We start from the raw sequence: 18,562 nt of genomic DNA, 5'->3' as shown, positions 1-18,562 counted from the left end.
AGATGTAAAGGCTGGTAAACCAGTACCAACAAATCAGGAATGTTAATTTTAGAGTAAAGCGAGAAATGTTTGATAGTATTTTTGAGGCGTGAAAAATGATTGCTCTCAACACCCAAACTATATTAATAACCGGTGCAAGTAGCGGAATAGGTGCTGCTTGTGCTAAAGTCTTTGGGCGTGAAAATGCAAAATTGATTTTAGCAGCGCGACGCTTAGAAAAGTTGGAAGAAAAAGCACGGGAACTTAATAAATTATATGGTGTAGAAACTCATTTACTTCAGTTGGATGTATGCGATCGCTCGGCCGTTGAATCTGCTATTACTAATTTACCACCCGAATGGTCAGAAATTGACATTTTAATCAACAACGCTGGTTTAAGTCGCGGTTTAGATAAATTATATGAAGGCGACTGCCAAGACTGGGAGGAAATGATAGATACTAATATCAAAGGTTTACTCTACCTTACCCGTTACATAGTCCCCGGAATGGTACAACGGAATAAAGGTCATGTAATTAATATCGGTTCTATTGCGGGACATCAAACTTATCCCGGTGGTAACGTTTATTGTGGCACAAAAGCAGCAGTTAAAGCTATTTCGGAAGGATTAAAATTAGATTTGTTGGGTACTCCTGTACGGGTGACTTCCGTTGATCCAGGAATGGTAGAAACAGAATTTAGTCAAGTGCGGTTTCACGGAGATACGGAACGAGCAAAAAAAGTATATCAAGGAATGCAACCTTTGACTGCTGATGATATCGCTGATGTAGTATTTTTCTGTGCTACCCGACCGGCTCACGTTAATATTAATGAAGTGATATTAATGCCAGTTGATCAAGCTAGTGCAACTTTAGTAAATCGGATTTAGGTATAATGGAATAGGTAGAATTTTCTTACCCATTACCAATTACCCATTACCAATTACCCATTACCAATTACCCATTACCAATTACCCATTACCAATTGTGCTAAGTTCACCATTACCAACTATCAACGCTCTCAAACAACCTACCAGTGATGCTTGGATAGAACAAGCGATCGCTAATTTAGATATTATTTTACTCGATCATTCTCACTGTGAACGCAAAGCCGCAGGTGTAGCGTTAAATTTTATGTTTCGTTATCCTTCAAATACTAAACTGGTGAGAGAATTAACCGCGATCGCCAAAGAAGAACTAGAACATTTTGAACTCGTCAACCAATGGTTAGAACGTCGAAATATTCCCCTTGCACCCCTTTCACCACCTCCCTATGGTGCAGGTTTAAAAACACAAGTCAGAAAAAAAGAACCAGAACAATTTTTAGATAGTTTATTAGTTACTGGTTTAATAGAAGCACGCAGTCATGAACGTTTAGGACTTTTAGCAGCAAACTGTCCAGAACCAGAATTAGCTAAATTTTATCGTGGTTTAATGGCATCAGAAGCGCGACATTTTGGCACATATTGGGTTTTAGCAGATACCTATTTTGACAGACAAATGGTGATGCAAAGACTTGATGAATTAGCAGTTGTGGAAAGTGAAATATTAGCAACCTTGCACCCAGAACCGCGAATTCATAGTTAAAACATGATCCAATTAAAACATCATCAAATTTTAGCTCTTCTCATCTCCTAATTTTAGCTAGATTCTACCATAAGACATACCTTTATCTACCAATAGATAGTTTTATAACCTATCAAATTTGGTAACATTAAAACAGTGAGCTTGCCAAGATACAACACAAAAAAATACAAATTCAGTGCGGTTTTGTAATGTGGGCTAATTTTCGCGTGAAAGACGTACAAAATTAAACGAAAAATTTAACTAACATTTAAATATTTTTTTTAGGAATAACCCTTGGTTTTTAAGAAAGAGAGGAAAGCTATTTTCAGGTAAATAAACCACATTTTGATTTAGGTTTCGCGTCAACAATGTAGGGGCGTTCGCGAAGCGTGCTGGAAGCATCAGCATTCGGATGATAGTTTTAGGTAAAAACCGATAATTAGGGTTTGCTGAATAAACCTAAAACCTTGATATATCAAAGGTTAGAGGCTGATAAACACAGAAATTAGTGCAAGGGTTTTGAAGGGTATACCGGAAAAAGTGTGCATTTTTTGGGATTTCAAGAGATGGCAAAGAAATTTTCAAATCTTCTCCTGACTCCTGACTCCTGACTCCTGACTCCTATGCCCTCACGGAAAGACTTTCTCAGCAACCCCTAATTAATTGTCCGAATGCTTCGCCCTTACTGTGGCCTAAAGACTTGAATGGTAATTCCTAATAATAGATCGCCGACTTCTTTGAGAAGTCGAGGATCTGAGTATTATTTTCACGCGGGTACTACAAATTTTTCACTTCCAGCTAACCCAAACGCTGTATGAATAACTTGCAAAGCCTTCACACCCTCATCTTGTGCCACAACACAACTAATTTTAATTTCTGAAGTGGCAATCATTTGGATATTGATTTTATTTTCCGCTAAAGCTGTAAACATTTTCCCGGCAATACCTGGTTGTCCAACCATTCCCGAACCAACAATACTCACTTTAGCGATCGCCCCATCCAAAACTACCTCACCCCATCCTAACTGATCTGCAACTTGGGTTAATTTCTTTTGGGCGTTTTCTGCATCCATCCTGGCAACGGTAAAAGCAATATCCCGACGCGCAACCCCATCAACCACCCGACAGCGTTGTGATTGAATAATCATATCCACGCTAATATTATATTCTGCCAATAAACCAAACAATTTCGCCGCCATTCCTGGTTGATCGGGAACTTGACGAATAGCTAACCGCGCTTGATTCATGTCTAAAGCAACACCACGCACTGCGGGAGATTCGGGAGTTGGGGAAGATAGAACAGCAGGAGAAGCAGTAATTTCAAAAGCGTTGCAAAGTGCAGCAATAGCGCGATCGCAATCTCCCGCATCTACCAAACAACTCACCTTAACTTCACTGGTAGAAATCATTTGAATATTTACACCCGCTTCCGCCAAGGTTACAAACATTTTAGCAGCTACACCAGGACGGCCAATCATTCCCGCCCCAGAAATACTCACCTTTGCAGTATTATTTTCTACTAAAACTTCTGCTTCATCTGAATTGGGTTGATTTCTCAAAGCTGGAGCAATTGCTGAAGCTACAGCTTCCGCTCGTTTTAGTATTGGTGTATTTACGGTAAAAGCAATATCGTTACTATTACCTTCATGAATTGATTGAATAATTAAATCTACGTCTACTTGTTGACGGGAAATTTCATTAAATAACCTTGCTGCTACCCCTGGTTTATCGGGAACACGCAATAAAGATACCTTAGCCTGATCAATATCAAATTCTACCGCATCCACAGGACGAGCTAATTCTAAATTGACTAACGCCCGTTCTTGCACTTTTGGCGATGTTACCCATGTACCAGGCTGATCCGTCCAACTAGACCTTACCACCAAAGGAACACCATAATTTTTGGCAATTTCCACCGCACGGGGATGTAATACCTTTGCACCCAAACTAGCTAACTCCAGCATTTCATCACAGGTGATTTCTGTCATTAACTGCGCTTCCGGTACAAGGCGCGGATCTGTAGTTAAAATCCCTGGAACATCTGTATAAATTTCACAAAAATTTGCTCCCAAAGCTGCCGCCAAAGCCACTGCGGAAGTATCAGAACCACCACGCCCCAAGGTGGTAATTTCCATTGCTGTAGTGTTAGAAATTCCTTGGAAACCAGCTACAACAACGACTTTACCTAAATTAATCTGCCCCATCAAACGCTCTGTTTCAATATGCAAAATGCGAGCGCGAGTATGTTCAGCTTCAGTAACAATACCTACCTGAGCGCCAGTCATAGAAATAGCAGGTTGTCCAATTTCCTGCAAAGCCATACTTAGTAAAGCAATGGTGACTTGCTCCCCTGTGGAAAGCAGCATATCCATTTCCCGACGGTTAGGACTTTTAGAGATTTCATTAGCTAGTTTAACTAATCCATCGGTGGTTTTACCCATTGCGGAAACGACGACGACAACGGAATTTCCTGCTTGTACAGTTTTATAAACCCGTTGTGCAACCGCTTGGATACGTTCCACCGAACCAACAGATGTACCACCGTATTTTTGAACTATGAGCGCCATAACTGTAGATGTTTGAATATTCAAATTGTGCTGTGATCAATGCCTCCGTCGGGAAGCTTTGAAAATTTACCATTAATTTAGATTACTAAAATATCAGCGATTTGGATTTTCCACTCAGTAATTTAAGTAGGTAGGCGTTAAAATTTATCGTTATGGCAAGGCAAGAGGCAAGAGGCAAGAGGTAAGAGACTTTCAGAGATTTTACTTTTTGTAACATACCTCGGTTTTTTCAAGCCGACTTATTTAACTCTGCAATTTTACGAATTGAGGAAAAATAAGTTTAACAGCATTTTAACCTATTATATGATTGTTCTTAACCTATTTACATACTATATATAGTTATTTTAAGTAGGGGTAGGCATTATTTAGGACAAATAAACGCTGATCCGCGCAAACATGGCACAAATATCAACTAATTTCCTAGCAGGGGTTCTGATAATGACCCTGCTGGGTTTATTTATGGTGAAACACGCAACTTTTACAACTGTGAATATACATTTAATTGCATAAAATCATAAAAATTATGATTCGGCTTTACACAACTTGGTGAACAAAATTACTATCACTACTCCTTTAGGAAGAAATTTAAACATAGTTTAATCTATTCTTTGACGGTTATTAATTTCTAGTTAATCAGCAAGTATGAACTTTATTTAAGGCTGTAATTCCATCAGGTAAAACATCCTTCAAAATGAGGCATTATGAACATTTCAACCACCATTTTTAGCCGTGCATTCACTACTTCTGTAGTAACAGCGGCCGTAGCATTTAGTCCTATTTTCACAGCAGTTGCTCAAGCTCAGACTTTGAACGGTGCAGGAGCAACTTTTCCCGCACCTCTCTATGAACGTTATGCACGGGAAGTAAGAAAGAAACATCCTGAATTAAAAATTAATTACCAAGCAATTGGTAGTGGTGGTGGTATTCGTCAAACTATAGCTGGTACTGTAGATTTTGGTGCTAGTGATGCAGCCATGACAGATGCAGATATGGCCAAGGTCAAAAATGGTGTAATTTTAGTACCTACTGCTGGTGGTGCGGTTTCGGTAGTTTACAATTTACCAGGTGTTAGCCAACTTAGATTGTCTCGTAAAACCCTACCAGCAATTTTTTCTGGACAAATTACTAACTGGAATGATCCACAAATTAAAGCTGATAACCCAGGTGTAAATTTACCAAACCAACCGATTAAATTTGCAGTTCGTGCTGATGGTAGCGGTACAACTTTCATTTTTACCAATCACTTGAGTTCTATTAATCCCTACTTTAAAGGTAGAATTGGCGCTAATACTGCACCAAGATGGAATTTACCCAACGCTTTGAAAGGAAAGGGTAATCCTGGTGTAGCTGCTTTAGTTGCTCGTACTCCTGGAGCTATTGGTTATGTTGAATATGACTACGCTACCAGAAACAAATTAAAATCAGCACAATTACAAAATAAAAAAGGAGAATTTGTTGCACCTTCCTTAGCAACTGCAAATGCAGCTTTATCAGGTGTAACTTTTCCAGCTAACTATCGTGTATTTGTAGGTGATCCTAATCAGGGTTATCCTATTGTGGGTTTAACTTGGATGATGATTTATAAAAATTATCCCACTCCAGCTAAAGCAGATGCGATTAAAAAATGGATTAACTGGGTACTTAAAGATGGTCAACAATTTAATGATGACATGAATTACACAAAAATTCCTAGTGGTGTTGTCAATCGTGTTTTACAAACAGTGAATAGCACTGTTAAATAATCAAAACTAGGCAAGGGGCGAAGCATTCGGAAAATAGCCTGTGAAAAAATTGAAAATTTATCGCCCGAATGCTTCGCCCGTACAGGAGTCAGGAGTCAGAATAATCATAAATGGAAAACTCTCATTGATTCTGAATCCTGTAATCTGTATCCTAAATCCTTTCTCAATTCACTATTTAACTTTGGATAACTAAATATTTCACTTTAATTGTTTTGATTAATTATGCCCAATTCCTTTGAGAAGAATGATTACCATCAATCATCAGACTTAAAAGTAAATGATGAAAATATCAACTTAACTGTTACTGGTGGATTAAATTTTAGATTTGATCAAGGATTTACATTTCTAGTTTATCTATTTGCTGCCATCACTGTAGCAATTTTATTTGTCATGACTTGGGTAATTTTTCAAGAAGCTAAACCAGCGGTTTTTCAATTTGGTTTAGGGTTTATCTGGAGTCAAGAATGGGATACAGGCAATCAAGTTTTTGGGGCATTACCTTATATTTATGGTACTTTAGTGAGTAGTGCGATCGCTATTTTATTGACTGTGCCTATAGGAATATCAGTCGCCCTAGTAACGAGTGAAGACTTTTTACCATTAGTAGTCAGAAATATTATTGCTTTTGTAGTAGAATTAATTGCTGCAATTCCCAGTGTAATTATCGGTTTATGGGGAATTTTTGTATTTATTCCCATTATCGAACCCTTTGAACAATGGTTAGGTAAAACTTTTAATTTTATCCCCTTGTTTAATACTGAATATCCCACAGGTAATAATATGTTAACGGCGGGAATTATTCTTTCGATTATGATTTTACCAACAATGGCGGCTATTTCTCGTGATGTTTTGATGGTTGTTCCTAAAGAATTACGCAGTGCATCTATGGCTTTAGGTAGCACTCGTTGGGAAACCATTTTTCGGGTGTTATTACCAGCAGGTTTTTCAGGAATGGTAAGTGCAGCAATGTTAGCTTTAGGCCGCGCACTTGGTGAAACAATGGCAGTCACAATGGTAATTGGTAACTCGGCTCAAATTAGTCTATCTTTACTTGATCCAGCTTATACAATTCCCGCTGTTCTAGCTAATGAATTTGCCGAAGCTGAACCTGGTTTACATATTGGTTCATTGAGTTATTTAGGTTTGATTTTGTTTGTTTTAACCTTAGCAGTTAATATCGGTGCTGTGCTATTAGTGCAATGGGTACGCAAGAAAAATTCTTAGTAAGCATTAAGTCATCAGTTATCAGCTTTCAAATATAGACAAACAGATTGCTCATAAATTCAGAAACATCTCAAAAAATCCCAAATCTAAAATTCAAAATCCAAAATCCCATGAGTAGCTATATAAATCCAGAAAATATTGAATCTTTACCTAAAGAATTACTCAGCCCGCTACCAACTCAGAGGCGTTTGTTTAGCTATGCCATGAATGGTTTATCATTCATATTGAGTTTGTTGGCATTGTTTCCACTAGCATCAATTTTGTGGGAAATTATATCAAGGGGAATTTCTGGGTTAAAATCAGAAATGTTTTACCTTCCACTGATTGAAAATGGTTTTGCTAATGCCATTATTGGTACTATTATTATGGTTAGTTTTGGGGCATTATTAAGCATTCCCATAGGGATAATGACCGGCATATTTTTAGCAGAATTTGGTAAAACTAATAAAATTACTAATTTTGTGCGGTTTCTAACTTCTATCCTCACAGGTGTACCTTCAATTGTTGTAGGAATGTTTGCCTATGGAGTCGTTGTTTTAATTACTAAAAAATTTAGCGCCTTTGCTGGTGGTTTTGCTTTATCTGTGATTATGTTACCAATAATTGCCTTAACAACAGAGGAAGCATTAAAACTAATTCCCACTCAACAACGTTTAGCTTCTGCTGCATTAGGAGGAACAAGATTTCAAACTACATTTAGGGTTGTTGTCAAATCAGCAATTCCCGGAATTACTACAGGTATTGCATTAGCGATCGCCCGTGCATCAGGTGAAACAGCACCATTACTTTTCACAGCTTTATTTAGTCAAAACTGGTCCGATAGTTTAATGAGTCCGACTGCTTCTTTACCTGTATTAATTTTCAATCTTTACAATAATCCTGACCCAGAAATTAACAAATTAGTTTGGACGACTTCTATCATTTTATTGAGTTTAGTTTTGTTCTTTAGTCTCATCTCTCGTTTATTAAGTAGTAAAAGCAGATTCAAGTAATTATTAATTGTTTCACCAATACTTTTCACCGTTTTTTATCACTAAAATAATCATGAGTAACCTAATTCCAGCAATCAAAATTAAAAACCTAAGTTTTTATTATGGTAATTACAAAGCTATCGAAGGCATATCATTAGATATTTATAAGAACCAAGTTACTGCACTCATTGGTCCTAGTGGTTGCGGAAAATCTACCTTCATTAAAACCTTAAACCGGATTAGTGAATTAGAAGGTAAAGTCAAAGTTGAAGGAAGCATAGAATTTTATGAACAAAATATCTATGACCCCCGCATTAATATTAATCGTTTGCGGCGAGAAATTGGCATGGTATTTCAAAAGCCAAATCCTTTTCCCATGAGTATTTATGAAAATGTTGCTTATGGTGTGAGAATTGCTGGTAAATGTCCCAAATTTAAATTAGATCAAATAGTGGAATCGGCGCTCAAAGGTGCAGCACTTTGGGATGAAGTGAAAGATAAACTTAACACATCTGCATTAGGTCTTTCTGGTGGACAGCAACAACGTTTATGTATTGCGCGTGCTTTAGCAGTGAAACCAAAAGTTTTATTAATGGATGAACCTTGTTCAGCCTTAGATCCTATTGCTACATTGAAAGTTGAAGAATTGATTCATAGCTTGCGATCTGAGTTAACAATAGTGATTGTGACTCATAATATGCAGCAAGCAACCCGCGTTTCTGATTTTACTGCTTTCTTTAGCACCGATGAAAGTAGGATCGGGCAAATGGTAGAATTTGGTGCTACAAGTCAAATCTTTCGTAATCCATTAGATGAGCGTACCCGTGATTATGTTGCAGGACGCTTTGGTTAATGGTATTTGAGATTTTAGATTTTAGATTTTAGATTTGGGATTTGGGATTGTGAAATATTACAGGAGATATAGGTCAGATTTTTATCTGAGTTTTTTGATGATCTATTCTCATCGAACAGAAAACCGCTATCAGAACTGTTGATTTTCGGTTGTTAATTTTGAATTTTGATTTCCCCATTAATTAACGTGACGCACCAAGCTTTAAAATAAAGCAATGTGAGTCAAGGAGTTTTGAGCCTGTCTACCAAAACCAGAATCCTTACTCCAAAATCCAAAATCCAAAATCCAAAATTGTCATGACTCATTCCACTGATATTCTTACCTTAGCCCGTTGGATGGCCGCTGATTTTAGTAATCAAGCTCAAGTGTTTGAAAATCCGGCTTTTTACGCCCATATTCGTGTCTGTATGCGTCCTCTCCCTTATGGGTTGTTATCGGGGGTGAGTTTTTTTGTAGAACAGGCTTATGATTATATGCTCAATGACCCTTATCGGTTGCGGGTATTGAAGTTAGTGACAGAGGGTGAGAAAATCCTGATTGAAAACTACACGGTAAAAGAGGAAAAAGACTTTTTCGGTGCATCCCGTGATTTAGGAAGGTTATATCAGTTAAATAGCGATCGCCTGGAAAAACTTTCTGGTTGTAACATGATTGTAGAGTGGACTGGGAATTGTTTTAGAGGCCACGTTGAACCAGGTAAAGGTTGTATCGTCGTCCGCAAAGGACAAAGAACCTACTTGGATAGTAAATTTGAAATTGATGGAGATAAGTTCATCAGTTGGGACAAAGGACGAGATCCAGACACCGATGAGCATCTTTGGGGTTCTGTCGCAGGTCCATTTCACTTTGTGCGCTGGGGTAACTTTGCAGATGAGGTGAAGTTATCTTGAATAGGTGACAGGTGACAGGTGACAGGTGACAGTTAAGAAGTTAAAAGGGAATAGGGAATAGGGGAGGTAGGGGAAGTTAATAACCCAATCACCAATCACCAATCACCAATCACCAAAAAAATTTTTCCCCAGGGGATGCAATTTGGGAATAAAGGTGATAATATAAGTAGTTGTGAGTGCGGCGACATAGCCAAGTGGTAAGGCAGAGGTCTGCAAAACCTTTATCCCCCAGTTCGAATCTGGGTGTCGCCTTTGAGAGAAAACAGCCAAAACCAAGCAATTCAAGGCTTTTAATAATCATTACAGGGACGGGTTTAATGCTCGTCCTTTGTTGTTTGGGATAAATTTGGGGTAATTTTGGGGTAAGTCTGCCTTTAGCCATAAGACAACTGTCTTTAGTGCTATTTTCTGCTGTACAAATATGTTGGCAATGTTGTATATTTGACGTTGCATAGTCTGAATAGCAACATATATATGTAATATGGCAGAAAAAGTATTAGTTGAGTTTGCTTTAGAAGATGGAACAGCTTTTTTAGTAGAAGTTGAAGAATCAGAAGATACATCTACTGCTATTGAGAAAGTGGCACTACCTTCTGGTAAGGAAATTGCAAAGGCACAAAAAACATTTTCGGAAGCGATAGATAATATTAAGCCTGTGGTGGCTAGTCTGAATAATAAATTTAAAGATTTAGGTCCGAAAGAAATGGAAGTTAAGTTTGGTGTCAAACTCAGTGCTGATGCTGGCGCTATATTAACTTCTGTGGGTGGGGAAGTTACCTTTGAAGTAACTGTTAAGTGGAATAAAGACTAAGATTTACAGCTTCCATGTCAACAGCAAATTATTTTGTAACTTGTAAAAGTGCGATCGCTCGCATTTATAATAAAAACGGTAAAGTTATCGGTGCTGGTTTTTTGGTGAGTCAGTACCATCTGCTTACCTGCGCTCATGTGGTGACAGCCGCTTTGGGTATTATCACTAACATACAAGAATCACCAGATGGCATTATAGAACTTGATTTTCCCCTGATTGCACCTGGACAAAAATTAAAAGCTAAGGTTGTATTTTGGCAACCTGTGAACCCAGGACAAAGTAAGGAAGATATTGCTGGGTTACAGATAGAGGAAACTTTACCAATGGGGGTAAGTCCTGTAAAACTTGTCACTACATCAGATTATTGGCAGCATAAATTCCGCATTTTTGGCTTTCCCCAAGGACATGATACTGGTGTTTGGGCTGATGGTGAACTGCGTGATGTCCAAGCTACTCGCTGGATACAGATAGAAGCAATTAAAGTTACTGGATATCAAATTGAACCGGGTTTTAGTGGTTCTCCTATTTGGGATGAAACATTACAGGGAGTTGTGGGAATGGCCGTGGCCGCAGAGAAAAAGCGAGAGGGTGTGAAAGCGGCATTTATGATACCTACAACTGTGTTAGTTGAAGCTTGGAGTTTTTTAAATCAAGCTGTTCAACAACAATCAATAAATTCTTCTCCCTCTTTGAGTCGAGTCCAAGAAATTAAAGCTAGGGAATTGAACAAAAGATTAGTAATTTTAGAAGGCGATTATGAAGCCGTTTATAACCAATTGAATTATACAGAAAATGCCGAAAGTCGTAATAACTTGCAGCGACAATTAAACAGGATTGAAAAGGATATGAATGATGTCGTTGAACAGTTAAAAATGATCGGGTGATCACCATTTTAAAATGATAAAATGAAAACGATTTACAAATTTTCATCCTATAGCCGTCAGGAGTTAGAAGCAATGTTTGGATTAACAGAATGGCAACAAACTCGATTTTATCAAGAAGTTAAGGAAGAAGTTAGGGAAGAGATCAAGGAAGAGGTGAAGTTAGAAACGATTCCTAAACTGTTACGTGAGGGGTTAACTGTAGAACAAATTGCTCGTATATTGGAGTTAGATATAGAAGTGGTGAGACAAGCAATCAAAAAGGAAAGTAAATAATTTCCTATGACAAATTCTCATCTATTTATAGGGGTTTAGCAATGATAAATCCCTACCCATCTAATCAAATAATTAAACAATTTTGATAATAAATTATGGTATGGAGATTTTTTATAATATGGCAAAACCTGATGATATTAAACTTGAGCAATTAGAAAAGAGATACAAAGAGCTAAAAAAGGATTATGAAGCACTTTGTGAACAACTTAATGCAACGGGAAATGCTCAAGATAAAAATAACTTGCAGCGACGAATAGACATCCTTTACAAAGAAATAAAGGATACTGATCAGAAAATAGAAGAATTAAAATCTGATATAGAAAATTTTGATTCAACATCTGCACATAGTACGGATGAGCCAAACCCAAATATTATACCAGAATCATATATATTAATTAAAATAGAACCATTACAAACAAAATCAAGATCAAAAAATCCAAGATTTAAAATTAGTGGTTGGGTTATTCCTAATATTCAAAATTATATAATAGATAGCTCATACTATCATACAATTGATATTTGTGATTCTCATGATCAAAGTTTTAAAATTCAGGATATCCCCAAAATTTTAAATTCTCTCTTGACCGAAAAAATAAATGTTTCTCTAGAAAAACATATAAATATAGTATTTTTTCTACCTAAAGAATATCTTACTTATCCTGTTGAACAATGGGAAATAAATGATTTTGGTGAAATAAGTCCTATTGGTGAGAAGTACAGAGTAATTGTTCGAGATGTAGAACGATTAGACAAACAATATCTGAGAGTCAAAAAACAACAGTGGATTGACAAATGGGAGAAATTACAGAATATAAACTGTAATAATTTTCAAAAAATACATGAATATGATGCTAACAGTTTTTCTGCTTTTGTAAATCAAGCAATTGGTATTATTTTAAATATATTTGATGACCATATCAAAAATGATACTGATAAAATTTCTAAAATTTTTGGTTCATTACAGAGTAATGTAATTCCTTTAGCTATATGTCATAGAGATAAAATTTCTTTAACAGATTATCAAAATAGAGAAAATCATGATCTAAACTGCTGTATTTATGAATTACTAGAAAATGTGAGAATAAACCGCTTAGAATCACGAATTAATAATAGTGATAATCATCTATTAGGAAATGATATTATTCTCATTTGTGAAAATCCTTATATTTTAACACCTGAATCTAACCCAATCATTATCAACAATTAGGTAATAACTATGACTAACGACTGGCAAATATTTAAAGGCAATAATGAAGTTAATGAAAAGTGGATAAAGGAGGGTTCTAAACTTCCAGCACCACCAAGTTGGCGAGATTTTAATAATAGTGAAAGTGACCCCAAAAAAAGACGCGCTGAGACATTTCAAGCCCGTCCAGAAGAGGTAGAATTAGTCAATGCGGCTTTATATTTACGACGACCTTTATTAGTAACAGGTAAACCAGGAACAGGTAAAACTTCTTTAGCCTATGCTGTCGCTTATGAATTAGGATTAGGAGAAGTGTTACATTGGCCAATTACCACACGCACCACATTAAAAGATGGTCTTTATAATTATGATGCCATAGGCAGATTACAAGATGCAAAAGAAAAGGATAATGTAGATAAACTTGGTAAATATTTGAATCTAGGATTATTAGATGAGGCAATACAACATTTACAAGATGTAAAAGATAAAAAATCTAAAGATAATCTAGCAGACATTGGTAAATATATTAATTTGGGTTCACTAGGAACAGCTTTACTACCATCTGATAAACCCAGAGTTTTATTAATTGATGAAATTGATAAAAGTGATATTGATTTACCTAATGATTTATTGCATATTTTTGAAGAGGGAGAGTTTGAAATACCGGAACTAAGACGCATAGCTGATAAATTAGATCAGGTAGAAGTACAGACAGCAGATAAAGATGGAAAAGCTACTATTAAACAAGGTAGGGTTCGCTGTACATCTTTTCCTTTTGTGATTTTAACCAGTAATGGTGAACGAGATTTTCCTCCTCCTTTTTTAAGACGTTGTATTAGATTGGATATTCAAGAACCTAATCAAGAAGAATTAGAACGGATAGTTAAAGCACATCTACAGTTAGATGATAAACTATCTAAAGAAGCAGATAATTTAATTGATCAATTTATCAAAAAACGTCTAAATGGGGAATTAGCAACAGACCAACTTCTCAATGCTATCTATTTAGTCACTAATGAACAATCCCCCACAGGTACAACTAAAGAAAAGTTGATTGCAGAAATATTAAAATATTTAAATAGCTAATGAGATAGCTAAGAGGACTCATGATTAACAGATTGATTCGACTTTTAGAACAGTTAGAACTGGACATGAGTGCAGAGGATATTGCTGATGCTCTCTGGTTAGCAAATCAGATAAAATTACCATCAGCAATTGCATCTGTTGATAAAGTTCCGCCATCAAATCAGAGTTCTCAGACTACCGCTAATATACTACCTAATCTAAGAGAACCTTCAACATCTACAAAATCTGAAAATTTAGGTTCTTCTACAGAAGAAAAAACAGAAGCACCCACAGCTAAAACTTATACTAAAGATGATATAGATTCTAATTCATCCTCTAATTCTATTGAAAAACCAACCCCTGAAAAACCAACACCTTCATCATCAGGAGTACCTTTTAAAGCTCCTGCTGTTGCTGCTTTACCTAATGCTTTAGAAATTGGTAGGTCATTGCGGCCATTGATGCGAAAAGTTCCATCTCGGATAAAATTTGTTTTAGATGAAGAAAATACTGTTCAACAAATAGCAGAAAATGATGTTTGGATACCAGTTTTAAAACCTGCGCGAGAACGTTGGTTAGATTTGGTGCTAGTTGTTGAAGAAAACCGCGCTACGGTTGTTTGGGAAGAAACTATTAATGAGTTTCGCAAATTAATGGAAAGACATGGAGCTTTTAGAAATGTTTATACTTGGAATTTACGCACAAATGATGGTGAACCGCAATTTTTTCACCAGCAGAAAAAAGCTACAAAAAAACAACGTTCCCGCAGTCGCAAAGAATTATTAGAACCTAATGGTAGACGGTTAATATTATTAATTAGTGACTGTATTTCCTCTTTATGGTGGCAAGGAGAAATACACAAATTATTAGAATTATGGTCTAAACAAGTTCCGGTAACAGTTCTACAATTATTACCCGAACAATTATGGGAACGCACAGTTTTAGATTTGGGTATTTCCGTTTCATTAAGTGCGATTGAACCAGGTTCACGCAATTCTCAATTGACTGTTCATGATTTCCCTATCTGGTTAGAAGAAAAACCCAATCAAGCATTAAAGTTACCTATTGTGATTTTAGAACCTGAATCTTTAAAATATTGGGCAAAAGTGATGGCTGGTACAGGTACTATGGACACTGTGGGTATTGTATTTATGCCGAACTGGCAAGAATTAATACCTACAGATAAATTATCCAGTTCACAAACAATAGAAGAACCAGAATTATTAGTTAATAAATTAGTTAATAAATTAGTTAATAAATTAGTTAATACATTTTATCATAGTGCTTCCCCTCTAGCGAGAAAATTGGCGATTTATATGGCATCTGCTCCGGTAAGTATGCCTGTAATTCATTTAATTCAGGAAAAAATGTTGCCCCAACCAAGGAAGCCAATTATTTTGGCGGAAATTTTTATGAGTGGGTTGTTAGAATTAAAGTTAGTGAGCGAAGAAAATCAACCAGAAATATGGCGATATGAATTTGTAAAAGGAGTGAGAGAAGTTTTACTTCGTTCTATTAGAAAGACAGAAGTTGATGCTGTATTTGAGATTGTTTCTCAATATATAGCTCAGAAAGCTGGCATCCAAATCAAGAATTTTCAAGCTTTGTTATTTGCTAACTCTGACTGGGATGAAAACACCAAAGCAGAAATTCTTCCCTTTGCGGAGATTACTAAGGAAGTATTGCAAAATTTAGGGGGAGATTATGCGCGTTTAGCACAACAGTTAGATTTTCCAGAAATCAAAACCTTTGAATTTGAATGTGCCACTGTTACTATAATTTATAGAAAACTTAGGAAACGACATTGAATTAGAAATGGTAGCCATTCCTGGGGGAACTTTCATCATGGGTTCACCAAAAAATGAAGAGGGAAGTGATAGCAGCGAAAGACCGCAACACAAAGTCACCATCAAGCCCTTTTCAATGGGTAAATATCCCATTACCCAGGCACAATGGCAAGCGGTAGCAAAGTTACCTCAAGTCAACAAAGAACTAAAACCAGACCCATCGAGATTTAAAGGAGCAAACCGCCCTGTAGAAGAGCTTTCTTGGCATGATGCGGTGGAGTTTTGTGCTAGACTATCAAACTACACCAAAAGACCCTACAGACTGCCCAGCGAAGCGGAATGGGAATATGCTTGTCGTGCAGGAACAATCACACCCTTTCATTTTGGCCAGACAATAACAACGGATTTGGCAAATTATAACGGTAACTACACTTATGGTAATGGAGTAAAAGGAGTTTATAGAAAAAAAACCACAGAAGTAGGCAGTTTTCAAGTAGCAAATGAATTTGGTTTATATGATATGCACGGCAATGTGTGGGAGTGGTGTGAAGATGATTGGCATAATAATTATGAAAATGCACCTGCAAATAGTAGCGCGTGAGTACGCGACGAACCTAATAACAACGCGAAAGTGCTGCGCGGTGGTTCTTGGGGCGACGTTCCTGTATATTGCCGTTCGGCGCGTCGCGACTATGTTGATGCGGGCTTCGACGGCAACTACGACGGTTTTCGTGTTGTGTGTGGTGCTGTGTGGACTTTGTAGCCCTTTATACTCTTGCCCTTTTGCCCTTTACCCTTCTTTCCTCTACCCTTAGCGAGTGTCTGAATCAGGATGTCCAGGATTAAAGGATTTACAGGATGGGTTGATAATTTTGAATAATACCAAATGCGGTTGTCAAAATCCACTTATAATAAAGACGAAACATTATCATCATGGGTGAAAATCCAGTATTTTTTTAAGGGGTATGAGAACCGGATTTAGTATAATTCAGATTAATCATGCTTGAAAATCAAGTATTATCCTGTTAATCCTTTAATCCTGGACATCCTGATTCAGACAAAAATAAATATAGTAAAATTAGATAACTAATGACTTTTGTTTACCAAAATCAGGGAATTGAATTTGAATGGGATATAAATAAAGCTGAGAGCAATTTTATTAAACATGGTGTGAGATTTGAAGAAGCAGTAGAAGTATTCTTTGACCCCTTTTATCAAGAAGGAGATGCCAGTGATAATAATGAAAAACGAGATTTCATTTTGGGTTATTCATTATCACAACGATTATTGTTAGTTGTTTATGTAGAACGAAAAACCCGAAACAGAATTATTTCTGCACGTCTAGCCACAAAAAGCGAAAGGAGATTATATGAGCAATCATGAAGAAATAAAATTACAACTACGTCCCCGTGCTACAGAGGTTGTTTCTCTCAAAATACCTGTAGATACTTTAGCTTCTCTTGAAGAAATAGCTGCGGATAAAGATATGTCTATAGAAGCCTTGTTAAAATTTTATATTGGGCAAGGTTTAAGAGAAGATATAGCTAAATTATTCAATGAAAGATTATTAAATACAACTGCACAGGTTTTATCCCGTCATCTGCAATCAGAAGAAGCAGTTTCTCAAATTATGCAGGAAATTCAAGCAGAAACAATTAAATAAAAAATAAGCAAAAATCATGCCCAAAACTATTATTAATCGCCATAAAAAAACCGCCCGATATTTTATAGAAAACTTAGGAAACGACATTGAATTAGAAATGGTGCTAATTCCTGGGGGAACTTTCATCATGGGTTCACCAGAAAATGAAGAGGGAAGTGATAGCAGCGAAAGACCGCAACACAAAGTCACTATCAAGCCCTTTTCAATGGGTAAATATCCCATTACCCAGGCACAATGGCAAGCGGTAGCACAGTTACCTCAAGTCAACAAAGAACTAAAACCAGACCCATCGGAATTTAAAGGAGCAAAACGCCCTGTAGAACAGGTTTCTTGGCATGATGTGGTGGAGTTTTGCGCTAGACTATCAAACTACACCAAAAGACCCTACAGACTGCCCAGCGAAGCGGAATGGGAATATGCTTGTCGTGCAGGAACAACCACACCCTTTCATTTTGGCCAGACAATAACAACGGATTTAGCAAATTATAACGGTAACTACACCTATGGTAATGGAGTAGAAGGAGTTTATAAAAAAAAAACCACAGAAGTAGGCAGTTTTCAAGTAGCAAATGAATTTGGGTTATATGATATGCACGGCAATGTGTGGGAGTGGTGTGAAGATGATTGGCATAAGAATTATGAAAATGCACCTACAGATGGTAGCGCATGGATAAGCGACGAGTCTAATAATGACGAAAAGGTGCTGCGCGGTGGTTCTTGGTGCTACAATCCTGGAAATTGCCGTTCGGCGCGTCGCGACTATAATGATGCGGGCTTCGGCTACGACGACTTCGGTTTTCGTGTTGTGTGTGATACTGCGCGGACTTCGTAGCCCTTTATACTCTTGCCCTTTTGCCCTTTACCCTTCTTTCCTTTATCCTTGCCTTGACAAAGCTGATTCCGCCATGGCGGAGTCAGCTTTTAAAATTTTTTTCAGGTTGTAAGTAGGGGTTGCTGAGAAAGTCTTTCCGTGAGGGCATAGGAGTCAGGAGTCAGGAGTCAGGAGTCAGGAGTCAGGAGTCAGGAGTCAGGAGTCAGGAGTCAGGAGTCAGGAGTCAGGAGTCAGGAGTCAGGAGGAGATTGGAAAATTTCTTTGCCATCTCTT

The 18,562-nt window shown here is 37.1% G+C and carries 16 protein-coding genes, 1 tRNA gene and 1 pseudogene; 17 read left to right on the top strand and 1 reads right to left on the bottom strand.

Features of this window, described 5'->3' with window-relative positions; translation table 11 throughout:
• The first annotated feature begins 95 nt into the window (after positions 1 to 95).
• Complete coding sequence (locus H6F47_RS12180; RefSeq protein ID WP_190649357.1) at positions 96 to 866, top strand: SDR family oxidoreductase; 771 nt, start codon at positions 96 to 98, stop codon at positions 864 to 866.
• Between the two features lie 97 nt (positions 867 to 963).
• The gene (miaE, locus tag H6F47_RS12175; RefSeq protein WP_190346210.1) at positions 964 to 1,563 is read left to right on the top strand and encodes a tRNA isopentenyl-2-thiomethyl-A-37 hydroxylase MiaE; all 600 of its coding nucleotides are present in this window, start codon (positions 964 to 966) and stop codon (positions 1,561 to 1,563) included.
• A gap of 745 nt (positions 1,564 to 2,308) precedes the next feature.
• Here miaE and H6F47_RS12170 read toward each other — a convergent pair.
• Entirely contained in the window at positions 2,309 to 4,108 is a 1,800-nt protein-coding gene (locus H6F47_RS12170; RefSeq protein WP_190346209.1) for an aspartate kinase, read from the bottom strand.
• Between the two features lie 701 nt (positions 4,109 to 4,809).
• Between H6F47_RS12170 and pstS the strand changes: the two genes are divergently transcribed.
• The 15 genes and pseudogenes from pstS to H6F47_RS12090 all read left to right on the top strand — a co-directional run bounded on the left by pstS (position 4,810) and on the right by H6F47_RS12090 (position 18,289).
• Positions 4,810 to 5,850, top strand: coding sequence for a phosphate ABC transporter substrate-binding protein PstS (gene pstS, locus H6F47_RS12165; protein ID WP_190346208.1), 1,041 nt, complete (start codon positions 4,810 to 4,812; stop codon positions 5,848 to 5,850).
• 222 nt (positions 5,851 to 6,072) lie between these two features.
• The gene (gene pstC / locus H6F47_RS12160; protein ID WP_137667818.1) at positions 6,073 to 7,074 is read left to right on the top strand and encodes a phosphate ABC transporter permease subunit PstC; all 1,002 of its coding nucleotides are present in this window, start codon (positions 6,073 to 6,075) and stop codon (positions 7,072 to 7,074) included.
• Between the two features lie 110 nt (positions 7,075 to 7,184).
• Positions 7,185 to 8,066: a phosphate ABC transporter permease PstA gene (pstA, locus tag H6F47_RS12155; RefSeq protein WP_137667817.1), complete on the top strand. Its 882-nt coding sequence runs from the start codon at positions 7,185 to 7,187 to the stop codon at positions 8,064 to 8,066.
• A 49-nt stretch (positions 8,067 to 8,115) separates the two neighbouring features.
• The gene (gene pstB / locus H6F47_RS12150; RefSeq protein WP_190346255.1) at positions 8,116 to 8,898 is read left to right on the top strand and encodes a phosphate ABC transporter ATP-binding protein PstB; all 783 of its coding nucleotides are present in this window, start codon (positions 8,116 to 8,118) and stop codon (positions 8,896 to 8,898) included.
• Positions 8,899 to 9,194: 296 nt separating this feature from the next.
• Positions 9,195 to 9,788, top strand: a complete 594-nt coding sequence (locus H6F47_RS12145; RefSeq protein WP_190649355.1) for a chromophore lyase CpcT/CpeT — start codon at positions 9,195 to 9,197, stop codon at positions 9,786 to 9,788.
• A 180-nt stretch (positions 9,789 to 9,968) separates the two neighbouring features.
• A tRNA-Cys gene (locus H6F47_RS12140) sits at positions 9,969 to 10,040 on the top strand.
• A 229-nt stretch (positions 10,041 to 10,269) separates the two neighbouring features.
• The gene (locus tag H6F47_RS12135) at positions 10,270 to 10,599 is read left to right on the top strand and encodes a CU044_2847 family protein (protein ID WP_137667814.1); all 330 of its coding nucleotides are present in this window, start codon (positions 10,270 to 10,272) and stop codon (positions 10,597 to 10,599) included.
• Between the two features lie 14 nt (positions 10,600 to 10,613).
• On the top strand, positions 10,614 to 11,483 hold the full coding sequence (locus H6F47_RS12130) for a trypsin-like peptidase domain-containing protein (protein WP_190649353.1): 870 nt from the start codon (positions 10,614 to 10,616) through the stop codon (positions 11,481 to 11,483).
• A 21-nt stretch (positions 11,484 to 11,504) separates the two neighbouring features.
• Positions 11,505 to 11,756, top strand: coding sequence for a hypothetical protein (locus tag H6F47_RS12125; protein ID WP_137667812.1), 252 nt, complete (start codon positions 11,505 to 11,507; stop codon positions 11,754 to 11,756).
• Between the two features lie 118 nt (positions 11,757 to 11,874).
• Positions 11,875 to 12,963 (top strand): hypothetical protein, encoded by a 1,089-nt coding sequence (locus H6F47_RS12120; RefSeq protein WP_190649351.1) that lies wholly within the window; start codon positions 11,875 to 11,877, stop codon positions 12,961 to 12,963.
• A 9-nt stretch (positions 12,964 to 12,972) separates the two neighbouring features.
• Positions 12,973 to 14,028 carry a MoxR family ATPase gene (locus H6F47_RS12115; RefSeq protein ID WP_190649349.1) on the top strand — a complete coding sequence of 352 codons (1,056 nt, stop codon included), beginning with the start codon at positions 12,973 to 12,975 and terminating at the stop codon, positions 14,026 to 14,028.
• 20 nt (positions 14,029 to 14,048) lie between these two features.
• Positions 14,049 to 16,557 (top strand): annotated as a pseudogene (locus tag H6F47_RS12110) (formylglycine-generating enzyme family protein).
• Between the two features lie 326 nt (positions 16,558 to 16,883).
• Complete coding sequence (locus H6F47_RS12100; RefSeq protein WP_190649343.1) at positions 16,884 to 17,177, top strand: BrnT family toxin; 294 nt, start codon at positions 16,884 to 16,886, stop codon at positions 17,175 to 17,177.
• Entirely contained in the window at positions 17,164 to 17,457 is a 294-nt protein-coding gene (locus H6F47_RS12095; RefSeq protein WP_190649341.1) for a hypothetical protein, read from the top strand. Before H6F47_RS12100 ends, H6F47_RS12095 begins: the two co-directional genes overlap by 14 nt.
• A gap of 16 nt (positions 17,458 to 17,473) precedes the next feature.
• Positions 17,474 to 18,289: a formylglycine-generating enzyme family protein gene (locus tag H6F47_RS12090; protein WP_190649338.1), complete on the top strand. Its 816-nt coding sequence runs from the start codon at positions 17,474 to 17,476 to the stop codon at positions 18,287 to 18,289.
• Positions 18,290 to 18,562 lie beyond the last annotated feature (273 nt).

Source organism: Sphaerospermopsis sp. FACHB-1094, assembly GCF_014696195.1.
GTDB classification, from domain to species: Bacteria; Cyanobacteriota; Cyanobacteriia; order Cyanobacteriales; family Nostocaceae; genus Sphaerospermopsis; species Sphaerospermopsis kisseleviana.
This window is presented reverse-complemented; position numbering and strand designations above follow the sequence as displayed.

Coding starts and splice junctions, on each gene's coding strand:
- H6F47_RS12180 (WP_190649357.1), top strand. CDS start 96: ATGATTGCTCTCAACACCCAAACTATATTAATAACCGGTGCAAGTAGC.
- H6F47_RS12170 (WP_190346209.1), bottom strand. CDS start 4,108: ATGGCGCTCATAGTTCAAAAATACGGTGGTACATCTGTTGGTTCGGTG.
- pstS (WP_190346208.1), top strand. CDS start 4,810: ATGAACATTTCAACCACCATTTTTAGCCGTGCATTCACTACTTCTGTA.
- pstC (WP_137667818.1), top strand. CDS start 6,073: ATGCCCAATTCCTTTGAGAAGAATGATTACCATCAATCATCAGACTTA.
- pstA (WP_137667817.1), top strand. CDS start 7,185: ATGAGTAGCTATATAAATCCAGAAAATATTGAATCTTTACCTAAAGAA.
- H6F47_RS12145 (WP_190649355.1), top strand. CDS start 9,195: ATGACTCATTCCACTGATATTCTTACCTTAGCCCGTTGGATGGCCGCT.
- H6F47_RS12135 (WP_137667814.1), top strand. CDS start 10,270: ATGGCAGAAAAAGTATTAGTTGAGTTTGCTTTAGAAGATGGAACAGCT.
- H6F47_RS12130 (WP_190649353.1), top strand. CDS start 10,614: ATGTCAACAGCAAATTATTTTGTAACTTGTAAAAGTGCGATCGCTCGC.
- H6F47_RS12125 (WP_137667812.1), top strand. CDS start 11,505: ATGAAAACGATTTACAAATTTTCATCCTATAGCCGTCAGGAGTTAGAA.
- H6F47_RS12120 (WP_190649351.1), top strand. CDS start 11,875: ATGGCAAAACCTGATGATATTAAACTTGAGCAATTAGAAAAGAGATAC.
- H6F47_RS12115 (WP_190649349.1), top strand. CDS start 12,973: ATGACTAACGACTGGCAAATATTTAAAGGCAATAATGAAGTTAATGAA.
- H6F47_RS12100 (WP_190649343.1), top strand. CDS start 16,884: ATGACTTTTGTTTACCAAAATCAGGGAATTGAATTTGAATGGGATATA.
- H6F47_RS12095 (WP_190649341.1), top strand. CDS start 17,164: ATGAGCAATCATGAAGAAATAAAATTACAACTACGTCCCCGTGCTACA.
- H6F47_RS12090 (WP_190649338.1), top strand. CDS start 17,474: ATGCCCAAAACTATTATTAATCGCCATAAAAAAACCGCCCGATATTTT.